The sequence below is a fragment of the Kitasatospora sp. NPDC018058 genome, from assembly GCF_044327205.1.
Lineage (GTDB): Bacteria > Actinomycetota > Actinomycetes > Streptomycetales > Streptomycetaceae > Kitasatospora.
Map to the genome: position 1 here is coordinate 24415 of NZ_JBIRFA010000043.1, position 15910 is coordinate 40324.

The following is a 15910-nucleotide window of genomic DNA, read 5'->3' on the forward strand; positions in this document are numbered from 1 at the left end:
GGCAACGACGTCCTACGTCCTACGTCGCGCCACTACTTCTTCTTGCGCTTCTCCCGCACCCGCACCGAGATCGAGATCGGCGTCCCCACGAAGCCGAACTCCTCGCGCAGCCGGCGCTCGATGAAGCGCCGGTAGCCCGCCTCCAGGAAGCCCGAGGCGAACAGCACGAACCGCGGCGGACGGATGCCCGCCTGGGTGCCGAACAGGATGCGCGGCTGCTTGCCGCCCCGGATCGGGTGCGGGTGGGCGGCCACCAGCTCGCCGAGGAAGGCGTTCAGGCGCGCGGTCGGGATACGGGTCTCCCAGCCCTCCAGCGCGGTCTCGATCGCCGGGACGAGCTTCTCCATGTGCCGGCCGGTCTTGGCCGAGACGTTGACGCGCGGGGCCCACTGCACCTGGACGAGGTCGCGCTCGATCTCGCGCTCCAGGTAGTAGCGGCGCTCCTCGTCGAGCTGGTCCCACTTGTTGTAGGCGATGACGACGGCGCGCCCGGCCTCGACGGCCATCGAGATGATCCGGGTGTCCTGCTCGGCGAGGGTCTCGCTGGCGTCGATCAGGACGACCGCGACCTCGGCCTTCTCCAGCGCGGCGGCGGTGCGCAGCGAGGCGTAGAAGTCGGCGCCGGCGGTCAGGTGGACCCGGCGGCGGATACCGGCGGTGTCCACGAACTTCCAGGTCTTGCCGCCGAGTTCGATCATCTCGTCGACCGGGTCACGGGTGGTGCCGGCCAGCTCGTTGACGACGACGCGCTCCTCGCCGGCGACCTTGTTCAGCAGGCTGGACTTGCCGACGTTGGGCCGGCCGATCAGCGCGATCCGGCGCGGGCCGCCGGGGGCGGCGTCGCCGAAGGACTGCGGCGGGGCCTCGGGCAGCGCGCTCATGACGGCGTCCAGCAGGTCGCCGGATCCGCGGCCGTGGAGGGCCGACACGGGGTAGGGCTCGCCGAGGCCCAGCGACCACAGGTAGGCGGCCTCGGCCTCGGTGGACGGGCCGTCGACCTTGTTGGCGCACAGGACGGTCGGCTTGCCCGCCCGGCGGATGATCTTGATCAGGGCCTCGTCGGTGTCGGTGGCGCCGACGGTGGCGTCCACGACGAACAGCACCGCGTCGGCCTGCTCGATGCCCAGCTCGGCCTGCGCGGCCACCATGGCGTCGATGCCGAGGACGTCGATCTCCCAGCCGCCGGTGTCGACCACCTTGAAGCGGCGGCCGTTCCAGCTGGCCTCGTAGGTGACCCGGTCGCGGGTGACGCCCGGCTTGTCCTCGACGACGGCCTCACGGCGGCCGATGATGCGGTTCACCAGGGTCGACTTGCCGACATTCGGGCGGCCCACGACGGCCAGCACCGGCAGCCGGACGTGCTCGGCGCCGTCCACGCCGTCGAAGCCGTCGAGGTCGAAGCCTTCCTCGGCGGCGAGGGCCATGAACTCGGCGTACTCGGCGGCGTCCAGCTCACCGTGCCCGGTGGCGGAGTGCTCTGCGGTCATGTTCGTCTGTTCCGTTTCCCGGCCCGGCCCTTCCCAGGGGCGTGCCGTGCGTACCTGCCCCGCTCGGGGCAGCGCGATGGTTTCCTCCGCGGCACCTCGACGGCCCGCGGTTCATTCAGTGGTCAGATCGTCACAGTGGTCGGATCGCCATTCGGTGGTCAGCCGGTGGTCGGCTCGACCACCGGTCAGACCGACGACAGCCCGGCCCGCTCCTCCACCAGCGCGGTGATCCGGTCGATCACCTGCTCCAGGGTGAGCTCGCTGGTGTCCACCAGCACCGCGTCGGCGGCCTGGGTCAGTGGAGCCGTCTCGCGCGAGGAGTCGGCGGCGTCGCGGCGGGCGAGGTCGGCGGCCATCGCGGTGATGGTCGCCTCGTCCACGCCCTTGGCGCGCAGCTCGGCCGCCCGGCGCTCGGCCCGGGCCCGCTCGGAGGCGGTCAGGAAGACCTTGACGGTGGCGTCCGGGAACACCACGGTCCCCATGTCCCGGCCCTCGGCGACGATGCCGCGCTCGGCGACCTCGGCGCAGCCGCGCTGCAGCTCCACCAGCCGGGCCCGCACCGCCGGCACCGCGGCCACGGCGCTGACCTGCGCCGTCACCTCGGGGCCCCGGATCGGGCCGGAGACGTCCCGGCCGTCCACCGTGATGGTGGGGCCGTCGGCGTCGGTCCCCGACACGATCACCGGCTTGCCGCACGCGACGGCCACCGCCTCCGCGTCGTCGACGTCGACGTCGTTGGCCAGCATCCACCAGGTCATCGCCCGGTACATGGCGCCGGTGTCCAGGAAGCTCAGGCCCAACCGGGCGGCGACCGCCCGCGAGACGGTCGACTTACCGGAGCCGGAGGGTCCGTCGATGGCGACGACGACCGGGGCGTGCGCTCGGTCGGCAGTATCCACGGGGGGCGAACCTCTCTCTGAGCATGGAAGCCGACGCCTGCGCGGGCGGACGGCCGGGGATTTGTCTCCCTCAAGGTTAATGGACCGCCGCCACACCCCGATCCCCCGCGATCACCACCCCGGTCCCAGCCCCGTCCCACCCCGACCAGCACCGCGCCCCCACCCCGCTCACCAGCGGTGCAGCCTCCGAAGCGCGGCCTCCAGATCGGGGCCCTGCCGCAACTCCGGGCAGACCTCACCGCGGCGGCGGATCAGCAGTGCCGTCCACCACTCCTCGTCCAGCCTGATCAGGGAGAGCGGCGGATGGAGCTCGATCACCGCCCGCAGTGTGGCCCGGCCGCCGTCCCCGGGCCGCCGCTCCACCTCCAGGTCCGTCTCCAGCAGCCGGGCGCAGTCGACCCCGGTCACCTCCCGCACCCGCTCGACCGTCCACCCCTCTGGCAGCTGCTCCGCGGCCAGCCGGGCCTGCTCGGCCGCCGGGTCCGGCGCCGCCCGCAGGATCCGCAGCACCGCGTTCCCGAGCCTGGGCCGTACGTACTCCCCGTCGCGCTCGATGCCGAGCACCCCGCCGACGAAGGCCATCGTCGAGGTCCCGGCCGGCGTCTGCCAGTCGAAGGGCACCTTCGACACGTGCGACGGGAAGGCGTTCTCGGTGAACCGCGTCCGCCCGCCCCGCCAGCGGAAGTCCGTCCGCGCCTCCGGCCCGGACATGGTCTGGGTGTGCGCGAAGAAGGCGGTGAGCCACCCGGACACATAGGGGCCCCCGGACTCCGAGCGCCATTTGTAGAACGAGCCCCAGAACTCCTGGTCCACCGGCCCGCCCGCCGCCGTCGCCGCGATCTCCGCCACGACCGGCCGCAGTTCCGCGAGCCACGGCCCGAGCGGCTCGAACCACTGCGCCAGCTCCCCGACCCGCCGTGCCAGCAGCGCCCAGTCCTCGGCGGTGCCCTCCAGCCGGATCCTCGGGATGCCGCACAGCGAGATCCAGAGGAACTCGTAGTACGGACTGACCACGTCCATCAGGGCCACCAGCGCCGCCGAGACGTCGTCCGGCGTCGTGGTGGAGAAGGTCGGCTGGAACAGCTCCACCAGCTCCGGCCCGATCGCCGCCGCCAGCGGCTCCCGCACCAGCCGGATCGACCGCGCCCAGTCCGGATCGGCGTCCAGCAGGCTGTCGTCCCGGACCACGATGGTCCGCTTCTCCCCCGGGGTCGAGGTGAACAGTCCCTCGTACGCCCCGGCGTTCAGCCGTACATGCACCGCGACCTCGTGCACCACCGCGTACCAGAGCACGTCCGGCGACAGGCTCAGCGGCAGGTGTCCGCAGAACGCCTGGTGGGCGGCGCGCAGCAGCAGGCTCCAGGTCGGCTCGGGCGCGCCCTCCGGCAGCTCCGGCGCTCCCTCGGCCGCCAGCAGCGTCCCCGTGCTGCGGTGGAGGACGGCGAACTCCCCGCCGACCACCGCCGCCAGGAAGCCGTCGTTCCCCACGACCTCCAACCCCGCCGCGTCGCCCGGCTCCTGCCCGTCCCCGAGCGGAATATCGATGATCACACCAACCCCCGTACTTGTTCGCCCGCCGACCCCCGGGCCGGCTTCGATCCCCCGCCGACCGTCAGTCGCGAACGCTCCACCCGCCCGCCCGCAGCGCCGCCGCGAGCCGCTTGACCGCCGACGGCGCCACCGACAGCTGGACGAAACCGACCTGCTTTCCGTCCGAGTGCTCGATGGCGACGTCCTCGATGTTGACCCCGGCCTCGCCGACCTCCCCGAACAGCCGGCCCAGCTCGCCCGGCTGGTCGCCGAGCACCACCGCGACCGTCTCGTACCGGGTGGGCGGCGCGCCGTGCTTGCCGGGAATGCGGGCCTGCCCGGAGTTGCCTCGCCGCATGACCGCCTCGATGCCCTGGGCGCCGGCCCGGCGCTCGCCCTCCTCGACCGCCGCCAGGGCGCGCAGCGCGGTGACGGTCTCGCCAAGGTCCGAGGCGACCAGCTCCAGCACGTCCGCGACCGCGTCGGCGTTGGCCGACAGGATGTCGACCCACATCCCGGGGTTGGAGGCGGCGATCCGGGTCACGTCGCGCACGCCCTGGCCGGAGAGCCTTATCGCCGTCTCGTCGGCGTGCTCCAGCCGGGCCGCGACCAGCGAGGACACCAGCTGTGGGGCGTGCGAGACCAGAGCGACGGCCCGGTCGTGCTGGGCCGCGTCCATCACGATCGGCATCGCACCGCAGAGCGCGACCAGCTCCAGCGCGGCGTTGAGCGTGTCGGTGTCGGTGTCGGCGGTCGGGGTCAGCACCCAGGGACGGCCCTCGAACAGGTCGGCGCGGGCGGCCAGCGGGCCGGAGCGCTCGCGGCCGGCCATCGGGTGACTGCCGATGTAGTGGACCGTGTCGCAACCGAGCGCCGCCACCTCACTGCCCGGACCGGCCTTCACGCTGGCCACGTCGGTGTACCAGTGCGCCAGGTTGCGGCGCTGACAGTCGGCCAGCACCTTGCCGACCAGCGCGGGCGGAACGGCGATGATCGCCAGGTCCACCGGGCCCTCGGCCGGTTCGGTGGTGCCCGCGCCGAGCGACTCGGCGGTGCGGGCGGCGTCCGGGTCGGCGTCCTCCAGATGGACGGTCAGCCCGCGCGCGGCCAGGGCCAGGGCGGCGGAGGTGCCGATGAGTCCGGTGCCGACGACGACGGCAGTGCGCATGACGGGTGGCTCTCCTCGATCACGGTTCTCGACTCGACGGTTCGACGATGCTCCGACGATTCTCGCCAGGTGCCGGGACCGGCCGGGAGCACCCGCGCCCATCCTCCCACCCGCCGGCCCCCGACAACCGCCCCGACCCCGCCTCACCGGCGACGGCACCCGACACCGACACCGCCACCAGCACCAGCACCAGCACCAGCACCAGCACCAGCACCAGCACCAGCACCAACGACGGCAACCGCACCGCCCCCGCCCCCGTCCCCCACAGTGCACACGCCGCGCCCCGGGAAATCCGGCGACGCCCACCCCGAACCGGGGCAGACTGGCCGCCCGGGGGACGACGCGGCAAGTCGGCGCGAGGCGATGCGGCACACCGGACGCGAACGAAGGGGTTACGCATGGACGATCAGCACAACAGTCACACCAGGCCGTCGAAACCGCCCGCCGTACCGGCCCACCCGTCGGTACTGGACTCCGTCGTGGTGTACGCCGAGGGTGCGGTGTGCCGCCGCCGGGCCACCGTCCCGGTCCCGCCCGACGGACGGCTGCGGCTGACCGGACTGCCCGACTCCCTGGACGGCAACTCGCTGCGTGCCCGGGTGCTCTCCGGACCGGCCGGCGCGGTGGTCACCGAGGCTCGCCTCGAACAGCTCGCCGAGCTCCGCGAGTCGGACGAACTCCCCGCCCTGCGGCGCGAGTTGGACGAGACCATGGAGCGCCAGAGCGCGCTGAACGAGCGCCACCGACTGGTCCAGGCCGCGATCGCCGAGACCGCCGCGCTGCGCGCCGTCCCGCCGCAGCGCCGCCCCGACGAGCCACTGCGCCGCACCCCCGCCGAGGCGTGGCTGGAGCTCGCCGACTTCGTCGACGAGCGGCTGGCCCGACTCCAGGAGCGCGCCGAGCAGCTCACCCGGGAGATCGAACTCGCCGACCACGAGCGCCGGTTGGCCGCCGACCGACTGGAGCGGACGTCCACCGCCGACCGGACCGAGCCGGTCGGGACCACCGCCACCGTCCTGCTCACCCTGCACACCGGGCACCCGCCCGAGCACACCGAGGACCGAACCGACGCCCGACAGCCCGACCCGGACCTGGACCTGGAGCTGGAGCTGGAGCTGGAGCTGGAGTACGGCGTCCCCACCGCCCGCTGGGTGCCCGCCTACCGCCTCTCCTACCGCACCGGCTCCGACGCCGGCCGCCTGGTCCTGCGCGCCGCCGTCGCCCAGTACACCGGCGAGGACTGGAGCGGCGTCCGGCTCGCCCTGTCCACCGCCGACCTCGACCGCCGCACCGACCTGCCCAAGCTCAGCTCGCTGCGGATCGGCCGCAGCCAGCCCGCCCCGCCGCCCTCCGGCTGGCGCGAGCCCCCGGCCGGCCTGTCCGACCTCTTCACCGGCTACGACGCGGCCGACGCCACCCGCCCCACCGCCGAGCGCGACGTCCCGCTCCCGGTGTCGGCCCCCGTGCCGGCCAAGGCCGCGCGGATGGCCGGCCGCCCCGGCCACCCCGGCCGCCTCAGCCGCCCCGGCGGCGCCCCTCCCACCGGCCCCCGCCCCGAGTTCCTCGCGGACGAAGCACCGCCCGCCGGCCCGTACGGCGGCGGCTCGCTGAGCGTCCAGGAGCCGGCCCAGGAGCCCGTCCGGTCGATGCCCGCGCCCCCACCGCCCGGCTTCGCCGGCTACGGCGCCCCGCCCGCGCTCTCCGCCCCCGCGCCGGCCCCCACCGCCGCACCGATGCCGCAGGCCCCGGGCGGCGCCCCGCCGGAGGAGGCCCGCCGAAACCACCTTCGCCGACGCGCCACCCCGCCGCCGAGCACCGGCTTCACCCCCGACACCACCCTGCTCGACTACCCCGACCTCGTCCTGGCCGGCCCCGACGCCCCCGCCGACCGGCGCGGCACCCTGCGCCCGAACCCCGCGCGGGTCGAGCGCGAGGAACTGCAGCGGTTCCTCCCCGGCGGCCGCCAGGGCAGCCGCGTCCGCGACCTCGCCCTCCCCCGCCACGCCGTCCCGCCCCGCAAGTCGGCCGGCTCCTTCGACCACCGCTTCGACGCGGTCGCCCCCGCCGACATCCCGTCCGACGGCACCTGGCACACCGTCACGGTGGACGAGATCCCGCTCTCCGTCCGCCCGGAGTACGTCACCGTCCCGGCCGTCGAGGAGAAGGTGTACGCGACCCTGGTGCTCGCCAACCGCACCGACCGCGCGGTGCTCGCCGGCCCGGTCGAGGTCACCGTGGACGAGGAGTTCCTGCTCACCGCCGCCCTGCCCACCCTCGCCCCCGGCGGCATGCGGCGCCTGGGCATCGGCGTCACCGAGAGCATCGAGGTGGCGCGCCGCACCGAGCTGCGCGAGTCCGCCACGGGCATGCTGAAGGGCAACAGCACCGTGCTCGACCACCGGGTGCACGTCCAGCTGGCGAACCGGCTCGGCCGCGCCGTCACCGTGGAGGTCCGCGAGCGCGTGCCGGTCACCTCCGACGCCGAGATCCGGATCGAGGAGCGCGCCGACTGGCACGCCCCGACCGTCCCGACGCCGGAGTGCCCGCCCAGCACCCGGCTCTGGCGGGTCGACCTGCCGCCGGGCGGCCACGCCGAGCTGGACGGCGGCTACCAGATCAAGATCCCGGCCGGAAAGGCCATCGTCGGCGGAAACCGGAGGAACTGACAGATGACCGGAGCCAACACGCCTCCTCAGGACACCCCCCTCCCCGTCACCGCCGTCACCTGCCTGGAGGACCGCGCCCAGATCGAGCGCACGGTGTCCGTCGAGCTCGCCGAGGGCGTCCAGCGGCTGCGCCTGGGCCCGCTCACCGCCCTGGCCGTGGACCGCACCCTGCGCGCCGAGACCGCCACTCCCGGCACCCGGGTGCTGGAGGCCCGGCTGGTCCGCACCTGGACGCCGCGCGCCCCGCTGCCGCCCGGGCCGCAGGACTCCGCGCTGCGCCACCGGCTGCACGGGCTGGAGGCCGAGTCCCGTCTCGCGGACCAGACCCGGGCCCGGCTGGAGGCCCGCCTGGCGCTGCTCGCCCAGCTGACCGCCGACCTGCTGCGCGAGGTCGGCGAGGGCGCCGGCGTCGGCGAGATCGAGCGCACCCGCTGGGCCCGCGAGCTGGACCGGGTGCACGCCGAACGCGAGCGCTACGGCGAGGAGCTGCGCGCCACCCACTCCCGGCTGCGCCGCCTGGACCAGGAGCGCTCCCAGGCCCTGATCGCTCTGGACGAGGCCGAGGAGGAGCCCGCCGAACTGGTGGCCCACCTGGAGCTCACCGTCGAGGCCGCGCGGTCCGGCCCGGCCGGGCTGACCGTCAGCCACCTGGTGCCCTGCGCGCTCTGGCGCCCCTCCTACCGCGCCACCCTGGACGGCGGCAGCCTGCGCCTGGAGTCGGAGGCGGTGGTCTGGCAGCGCACCGGCGAGGACTGGACGGGCGCCCGGCTCACCTTCTCCACCGCCCGCTCCGCCCTCGCCACCGACCCGCCCGCGCTCACCGAGGACATGCTGATGCTGCGCGAGCGCACCGACGAGGAGCGCCGCACGGTCGAGGTCGAGCTGCGCGAGGAGGCGATCAGCACCCTCGGCCCGACCACGGCCGTCCCGGGCCTGGACGACGGCGGCGAGGTGCGGGTGCTGCCCGCCCCCGCCCCGGCCACCGTCCCCTCCGACGGCCGGGCCCACAAGGTCCCGCTGGGCGCCTTCACCGGCCCGGCGGGCCGCGAGTACGCCTGCGCCCCGGAGCTGTCCCCGCTGGTCACCCAGGTGGTCCGGTTCCGCAACACGGCCGGGCACCCGCTGCTGGCCGGCCCGGTCGAGCTGGTCCGGGGCAGCGGCTTCACCGGCCGCGGCGAGCTGCGCTTCACCGCCGCCGGGGCCGACGCCGAGCTGTCCTTCGGCAGCTCGGACGGCTACCGGGTGGTCCGCGAGGCCGAGGAGCGCCAGGCCACCGCCGCCCTGACCGGCCGCCAGACCACCACGCGCACCGTCCGGCTGCACCTGTCCCGCTTCTCCGCTCCGGAGGAGCGGGGCGAGCAGCTGGTCACGGTGCGTGAACGGGTGCCGGTCTCCGAGGTGACGGCGGTCGAGGTCCGGCTGCGCAAGGAGGAGTGCTCCCCGCCGCCGGACTCCTTCGACGCCGGGGGCATCGTCCGCTGGGACGTGCCGCTCGGCCCCGGCGCCCGCCGCACCCTCACCCTGGTGTACGAGGTCTCGGCGTCCGCCAAGGTGGCCGGGCTGTGACGCCCGGGCCATCGTGACGACCGCTCAGGACTGAAACGGGTAGAAAAGGAACATGATCCTCCACCTCGCTCCCCTGGACGACTGGCTGACCGACCCCGGCCGCCCGTACGCCGCCGCGTCGCTGCTCACCGACGGGTTCATCCACTGCTCGGCGGACGAGCAGACGGCGCTCGCGGTGGCCAACGCCTTCTTCGCCGACACCCCCGACCCGCTGATGGTGCTGCTGATCGAGGAGTCGCTGGTGGAACCGATGGTCAAGTGGGAGGCCCCGCACGGCGCCCCGCCGCCCGGGGCCACCCCCGACATCCTGTTCCCGCACATCTACGGCCGGCTGAACCGCTCCGCCGTGGTCGGCCTGGAGAAGGTCGAGCGCGGCCCGGACGGCCGCTGGGCGGCCCTCACCCCCTGGAGCTGAGCCCACACGAGAAGGGCCCCACGCAAGGACAGCTCACAGCCACCCCCGCTCCCGGGCCGCCATCCCGGCCTGGAAGCGGGTGGTGGCCCCCAACGAGCGCATCAGGCTCTGCAACCGCCGCTGGGTGGTCCGGGCGCTCCAGCCGAGCGAACGGGCGATCGACTCGTCGGTCAGCCCGGCCGCCAGCAGGCCCAGCAGCTTGCGGTGGTCGGCCTCCGGCTCCAGCGACGCCTCCCCGGTGCCGATCGCGGCCTGCAGCTGCACGGCCCGCTCCCACTCCGCCTCGAACAGCGTGTCCAGCGCCTGCAGCAGCGCCGAGGGGTGGATCACGTACGCGGCGTCCAGGACGCTGTCGCCGACGCTGATCGGGATGATCGCCATCCGGTCGTCCGAGATGATCATCTTCATCGGCAGGGTCGGCCGCACCCGGGCCTCCTCGCCGTCCGTGACGCCGACCAGGATGTTCCGCTCCAGCCGGCCGGGCCAGGCCACCGCCTCCCGGTCGTAGATGGTCCGGAACTTCAGCCCCTCCCGCAGCCGCCGCCGCTGCAGCGGTATCGGCGCCACCGGGTCCTGGATGTACGGCGGGCGGTCGAAGCCGCGGACCTGGTACTGGCTGGTCCCGGTGATGTGCTCCAGCCGCTGGGCGATCGCCTCGCCGCCGGTCAGCACCTCCACCGAGTGCGCCGGGTCGGTGTAGCGCGAGGCCTCCCGGAAGGCGTCCATCAACCGGTGCATCTCGGCCCGGGCGTGCCGCAGTTCGGACTCCCGGTGGCCGATCAAGGTGCCGATCGCCACGTCCGGGGCGACCGGCAGGTAGCGCTCCCGGTCCACCGGCGCGCGGGTGGCCATGCCCTGCTGCGCCAGCCGGTCCAGCGCGCGCACGCTCTGCTGGAACGTCAGACCGCAGCTCTCGGCCAGCTCCTCCGCGGTGGACTGCGGGCTGGCCACCAGCGCCGCGTAGACCTGCCCGTCCGGCTCGGCCAGCCCCAGCGGCCCGAGCGCCTGTCCGGCTGATCGTCCCAGTACTGCATCGGACACGACGCCGTCTCCCCCTGTTCGCCCGAACACCCCCACCGGCGCCCGTCCTGGCGCAGTCCCGCCACACGGCGGGGCGGTGGTCCGGTGGCCATCCTCTGCCACGGATCATGACGCTGACAAGGCCGTGACCAGCGGTTGCGTCCTGGCTCACATACACGCAGGAGGGCCCCCCGCCACCACGGGCGGGGGACCCTCCGACGAACAACCGGTGAAAAACCGGTGGCCTACAGGCCGACCTCGCGCATCAGCTGGCCGACCTCCGGGTTGGTCAGGCGGCGCAGCCAGCCCGACTTCTGGTCGCCGAGCGCGATCGGGCCGAAGTGGGTGCGCACCAGCTTCTCGACCGGGAAGCCGACCTCGGCCAGCATCCGGCGGACGATGTGCTTGCGGCCCTCGTGCAGGGTCACCTCGACCAGGTAGTTCTTGCCGACGTTGGAGATCACCTTGAAGCTGTCCGCACGGGCGTAGCCGTCCTCCAGCTCGACGCCCTGGGCCAGCTGCTTGCCCAGGTCGCGCGGGATCGGGCCCTGGATGGCGGCCAGGTAGGTCTTGGTCACGCCGTACTTGGGGTGGGTGAGGCGGTGGGCCAGCTCGCCGTGGTTGGTGAGCAGGATGATGCCCTCGGTCTCGGTGTCCAGGCGGCCCACGTGGAACAGCCGGGTCTCCCGGTTGGTCACGTAGTCGCCGAGGCACTGGCGGCCCTCCGGGTCCTCCATGGTGGAGACCACGCCGGCCGGCTTGTTGAGCGCGAAGAACAGGTAGGACTGGGTGGCGACGGTCAGGCCGTCGACCTTGATCTCGTCGTTGGCCGGGTCGACCCGCTTGCCCTGCTCGGTGACCTGCTTGCCGTTGACCTCGACCCGGCCCTGCTCGATCAGCTCCTCGCAGGCGCGGCGGCTGCCGATGCCGGCCCGGGCCAGCACCTTCTGCAGGCGCTCGCCCTCGGGCTCGCCGAAGGTCTTGGGCAGCTTGACGGCCGGCTTGTCGTGCCGGGCGAGGACGGCGTCCTCGATCTTGGCCTGCAGCTCACGCGAGCGCTGCGGCTGGCGGCGCGGGTCGCCCGGGGCGCCCTGGCCCTCACGGCGCGGACGCGGGGCCGGGCCGGGGCGCCGGCCGGCGAAGCCGCCGCGGGCCGGGGTGGCGTTCGGGCCGCCGCCGTACTCGGGGCGGTCGTACTTGCGCTCCTCGGGCCGCAGCGGGCGGTCCGGGTAGCGGCGGTCGTCACGGCGGTCGTCGCGCCGGTCGTCCCGCCCGTACGAGCCGCCGCGCGAACCCGCGCCCGACCCGCCGCGCGAACCGGAGCCGTACGAGCCGCCACGCGAGCCCGAGCCGCCGCGGCCGCCGCCGCTGCCCCCGCCGTAGGAGCCGCCCCGGCCCCCGCCCTGTCCGCCGCGGCCGCCGCCGCTGCCCCCGCCGTAGGAGCCGCCCCGGCCCCCGCCCTGTCCGCCGCGACCGCTGCCGCCGCCGCCGCCGCTGCCGTTCCTGCCGTTGCCACTGCTACGCATCAAAATGTCCGTACGTCGTTTCGTCTGGGATGTGCGGTCGTCTCGGCCGACCTCACCTCCCCCTACCGATCGGGCGCTGCCCGGTCGGCCTCGCCACTGCCGTCCACGGCCTGTGCGGCAGCGGCGGCGACCGCCTCCGCGATCATCGTGCCCTCCAGGGACTCCGCTTCCACGTCGTCGACCTCGGGCAGGAAGGGAGCGAGCTCCGGCAGCTCGTCCAAGCCGCGGAGCCCCATCCGTTCCAGGAAGTAGTTCGTCGTCCGATACAGGATCGCACCTGTTTCGGGCTCGGATCCGGCCTCTTCCACCAGTCCTCGCTGTACCAGGGTACGCATCACGCCGTCACAGTTCACACCGCGGACGGCGGAAACCCGCGATCTGGACACCGGTTGCCGGTAGGCGACCACGGCCAGGGTCTCCAACGCGGCCTGGGTCAGCCGGGCCTGCTGGCCGTCCAGCAGGAAGCGGTCGACGGCCCGCGCGCAGCTGTCCCGGCTGTAGAACCGCCAGCCGCCGGCCACCAGCCGCAGGTCGAACCCGCGGCCCGCGGCCTCGTACTCGACGGAGAGCTCGCGCAGCGCCGCGGCCACCTCGGCCCGCGGCCGCTCCAGCACTCCGGCCAGCCGCTCCTCGGTGACCGGCTCGTCGACGACCATCAGGATCGCCTCCAGCTCGGCCCGCAGCCCGGGCCCGGCAGGCTCCTCCGGCACCTCGGACGTCGACGGGTCCGCTATCCGGTGCCCCACCCACGGCTCGGTGTCCACGGGGGCCGCCACCGGCTCGGGCAGCAGCTCGAAGGCCGGCTCCAGCCACTCCTCGGCCCGCGCCCGCCCCGGCAGCCCGAGCGGACGCCGCACCGGCCGCCCGCCGTCGTTCCCGGCACTCATCGCCGCCCGTCCTCCTTCGCCTCTTCCGCGGCCTCGCCCGCGGGGCGGTCGAACTCGTCCGTGACCTCGACCGCGCCCCGGCCCTCCTCGGCCACCCAGCGCACCCGCAGCTCGCCGAGCGCCTCCGGCTGCTCGAAGGCGAGCACCCGCTCCCGGTACAGCTCCAGCAACGCGAGGAAGCGGGCGACCACCACCAGGGTGTCCGGCGCGTCCGCGACCAGCTGCTGGAAGGAGGCCTCGCCCAGCCCGGTGAGCAGGTCGACCACCAGGCCGGCCTGCTCGCGCACGCTGACCGGCGGGGTGTGGATGTGGTCCACGTAGACCACCGGCTTCGGCTTGGGCTCCATCGCCTTGGCGGCCAGCTGCGCGAACCGCTCCGGCCCGATGGTGATCACCACCTCGGGCAGCAGCTCGGCGTGCCGGGGCTCCAGCCCGACGGTCCGCGGCCGCCGCAACAGCTCGGCCGCCCAGCGCTCACCGAACAGCGCCGCCGCCCGCTTGTACGCCCGGTACTGCAGCAGCCGCGCGAACAGCAGGTCCCGCGCCTCCAGCAGCGCGAGGTCCTCCGCGTCCTCGACCTCGGCCACCGGCAGCAGCCGGGCGGCCTTGAGGTCCAGCAGGGTGGCGGCCACCACCAGGAACTCGGTCGCCGCGTCCAGGTCCCAGTCCGGCCCCATCGCCCGGATGTGCGCCATGAACTCGTCGGTCACCGTGGCCAGCGCCACCTCGGTGATGTCCAGCTTGTGCTTGGCGATCAGGCTGAGCAGCAGGTCGAAGGGCCCCTCGAAGTTGTCCAGCCGCACCTGGAAGCCGCCCCGGGACTCATCCCCGTCGGGGTTCGCGGCGCTGGCTGGTGTTTCGACGGTGCTCGGCATGAGGGTCCATCTTCACCCGCCGCCGCCCGCCGCCCCGCCCCGGGGCCACCGACACGCCGCCCGACGGGGCCCGGGACCCCGGCCGACGGCCGACGGCGCCCAGCGCCCGTCGGACCAGCCCTCGGCACCCGTCCGGACGGCCCCTAGCGGCCGCCCCTAGCGGCCGCGCAGCCGCCGGACCAGGATGGAGGCCTCACCGCGCTGCTCCAGGTCCGCCAGGACGACCGCGATGGCCTCCCGGACGATCCGCCCGCGGTCCACGGCCAGGCCGTGCTCGCCGCGCAGCACCAGCCGGGTGTGCTCGAGGTCCATGAGCTCCTCGGCGGACACGTACACGGTGATCTTCTCGTCGTGCCGCTCACGCCCGCTCGGGCGGCGCGGCGCGCGCCCCCGCGGCCGGGCGCGCCCGGCGGCACCGGCCTGCTCCTCGGCGGCACCCGCGTGCGTACGGGCCGCCGGGGCGGCTGCGGCGCCTCGGCCGCCGGACACGGTCTGCCCGGCCGTCGCGGCACCCTGGTCCCCGGTGGGCCGCTGCGCGGGCGACGGCACCGCGGCGGCCGACTGCTGCTCCTGCGACACCTGCCGGTCGTCCTGGGCACCCTCGGCGCCGCCCGTGCCGTTGACGGTCCGCGCGGTCTCCGGTCTGGATGCCTCGGCGGCCGGACGCGGCGCGAGGGACGGCGACAGCGCCATCCCGCCGGTGGTCCGGAACAGCTCGTCGGCACCCGGGAGACTCACTCGGCGGGGCGGCACCGGTCGAGCACCTCCCTGGCGAGCTGGCGGTAGGCGGCGGCACCGACCGAGTTGGTCGCGTACGTGGTGATGGGCTCGCCGGCGACGGTGGTCTCCGGGAAGCGCACGGTCCGCCCGATGACGGTGTGGAAGACGTGCTCGCCGAACGCCTCGACGACCCGCGCCAGCACCTCACGGCTGTGCACGGTGCGCGAGTCGTACATGGTCGCGAGGATGCCGTCCAGGCGCAGCTCCGGGTTGAGCCGCTCGCACACCTTCTCGATGGTCTCGGTCAGCAGCGCGACACCGCGCAGCGCGAAGAACTCGCACTCCAGCGGGACGATCACGCTGTGAGCGGCCGTCAGCGCATTGACCGTCAGCAGGCCCAGCGAGGGCTGGCAGTCGATGATGACGTAGTCGTAGTCGGGCAGCAGCGGCTTCAGGGCGCGCGCCAGCGCGGACTCCCGGGCCACCTCGCTGACCAGCTGCACCTCGGCGGCGGAGAGGTCGATGTTGGACGGCAGCAGGTCCATGCCCGGCACGGCCGTCTTCAGCAGCACCTCATCGGCCGTCAGGCCCCGCTCCATGAGCAGGTTGTAGACGGTGACGTCGAGTTCCATCGGGTTGACGCCCAGTCCGACCGAGAGCGCGCCCTGCGGGTCGAAGTCGACGAGCAGCACCCGGCGGCCGTACTCGGCCAGCGCCGCGCCCAGGTTGATGGTCGACGTGGTCTTGCCGACGCCGCCCTTCTGGTTGCACATGGCGATGATCTGGGCGGGGCCGTGCTCGGCGACCGGCGCGGGGATCGGGAAGTACGGCAGCGGACGGCCGGTGGGACCGACCCGCTCACGGCGCTGGCGCGCGGCGTCGGGGGCCAGCGTGGCGGCGTACTCCGGGTCCGGCTCGTATTCGGCGTCCGGGTCGTCGTAGGCACCGTAGGCGAACTCGCCGTAGGCCAGGCCGTAGGCCGCCAGGTCGGCGTCTTGATCGGTCACCGTGGTCACCTGTGCTGTGTTCTGACGTGCTTCGAAGGTACGGAGTGCGACCGAGCCGACCTCGGCCGAGCCCACGGTGGGCTGCCGGGCCCCGGACTCCTCACTCGGCTGGCCGGCGGTGAGCTCCGCCAGTCCTGGCTGACC

14 protein-coding genes are annotated in these 15910 nt (G+C 74.4%); 3 read left to right on the plus strand and 11 right to left on the minus strand.

Annotated features, from left to right (window positions below; genetic code table 11):
• Window positions 1–32 precede the first annotated feature (32 nt).
• From der to ACH4E7_RS37075, 5 genes are all read right to left on the minus strand, one after another.
• Window positions 33–1487, minus strand: a complete 1455-nt coding sequence (gene der, locus ACH4E7_RS37055; protein WP_396253586.1) for a ribosome biogenesis GTPase Der — start codon at window positions 1485–1487, stop codon at window positions 33–35.
• A gap of 185 nt (window positions 1488–1672) precedes the next feature.
• On the minus strand, window positions 1673–2386 hold the full coding sequence (gene cmk, locus ACH4E7_RS37060) for a (d)CMP kinase (protein ID WP_355672802.1): 714 nt from the start codon (window positions 2384–2386) through the stop codon (window positions 1673–1675).
• A 168-nt stretch (window positions 2387–2554) separates the two neighbouring features.
• Complete coding sequence (locus ACH4E7_RS37065) at window positions 2555–3937, minus strand: DUF4419 domain-containing protein (RefSeq protein ID WP_396253587.1); 1383 nt, start codon at window positions 3935–3937, stop codon at window positions 2555–2557.
• A gap of 61 nt (window positions 3938–3998) precedes the next feature.
• Window positions 3999–5084, minus strand: a complete 1086-nt coding sequence (locus tag ACH4E7_RS37070; protein ID WP_396253588.1) for a prephenate dehydrogenase — start codon at window positions 5082–5084, stop codon at window positions 3999–4001.
• A gap of 19 nt (window positions 5085–5103) precedes the next feature.
• The gene (locus ACH4E7_RS37075; RefSeq protein ID WP_396253589.1) at window positions 5104–5313 is read right to left on the minus strand and encodes a hypothetical protein; all 210 of its coding nucleotides are present in this window, start codon (window positions 5311–5313) and stop codon (window positions 5104–5106) included.
• A gap of 169 nt (window positions 5314–5482) precedes the next feature.
• Here ACH4E7_RS37075 and ACH4E7_RS37080 point away from each other — a divergent pair, with 169 nt between their 5' ends.
• From ACH4E7_RS37080 to ACH4E7_RS37090, 3 genes are read left to right on the plus strand one after another with little or no spacing between them, the layout of a single operon-like run.
• The gene (locus tag ACH4E7_RS37080) at window positions 5483–7750 is read left to right on the plus strand and encodes a DUF4139 domain-containing protein (RefSeq protein WP_396253590.1); all 2268 of its coding nucleotides are present in this window, start codon (window positions 5483–5485) and stop codon (window positions 7748–7750) included.
• Window positions 7751–7753: 3 nt separating this feature from the next.
• A complete protein-coding gene (locus ACH4E7_RS37085) occupies window positions 7754–9316 on the plus strand; it encodes a mucoidy inhibitor MuiA family protein (RefSeq protein WP_396253591.1) in 1563 nt (520 codons plus the stop codon).
• A 52-nt stretch (window positions 9317–9368) separates the two neighbouring features.
• Window positions 9369–9731, plus strand: coding sequence for a DUF952 domain-containing protein (locus ACH4E7_RS37090; RefSeq protein WP_396253592.1), 363 nt, complete (start codon window positions 9369–9371; stop codon window positions 9729–9731).
• Between the two features lie 33 nt (window positions 9732–9764).
• On the opposite strand, the gene ACH4E7_RS37095 is transcribed toward ACH4E7_RS37090, so the two are convergent.
• From ACH4E7_RS37095 to ACH4E7_RS37120, 6 genes are all read right to left on the minus strand, one after another.
• Window positions 9765–10772, minus strand: coding sequence for a helix-turn-helix domain-containing protein (locus ACH4E7_RS37095; protein WP_396253593.1), 1008 nt, complete (start codon window positions 10770–10772; stop codon window positions 9765–9767).
• A 224-nt stretch (window positions 10773–10996) separates the two neighbouring features.
• Entirely contained in the window at window positions 10997–12277 is a 1281-nt protein-coding gene (locus ACH4E7_RS37100; protein ID WP_396253594.1) for a pseudouridine synthase, read from the minus strand.
• A 62-nt stretch (window positions 12278–12339) separates the two neighbouring features.
• Window positions 12340–13164: an SMC-Scp complex subunit ScpB gene (gene scpB, locus ACH4E7_RS37105; protein WP_396253595.1), complete on the minus strand. Its 825-nt coding sequence runs from the start codon at window positions 13162–13164 to the stop codon at window positions 12340–12342.
• Window positions 13161–14039, minus strand: a complete 879-nt coding sequence (locus tag ACH4E7_RS37110) for a segregation and condensation protein A (protein ID WP_396253596.1) — start codon at window positions 14037–14039, stop codon at window positions 13161–13163. The genes scpB and ACH4E7_RS37110 overlap by 4 nt, the downstream gene beginning before the upstream one ends.
• Before the next feature lie 156 nt (window positions 14040–14195).
• Window positions 14196–14777, minus strand: coding sequence for a hypothetical protein (locus ACH4E7_RS37115; RefSeq protein ID WP_396253597.1), 582 nt, complete (start codon window positions 14775–14777; stop codon window positions 14196–14198).
• Window positions 14774–15841 (minus strand): ParA family protein, encoded by a 1068-nt coding sequence (locus ACH4E7_RS37120; RefSeq protein ID WP_396253613.1) that lies wholly within the window; start codon window positions 15839–15841, stop codon window positions 14774–14776. Before ACH4E7_RS37120 ends, ACH4E7_RS37115 begins: the two co-directional genes overlap by 4 nt.
• Window positions 15842–15910 lie beyond the last annotated feature (69 nt).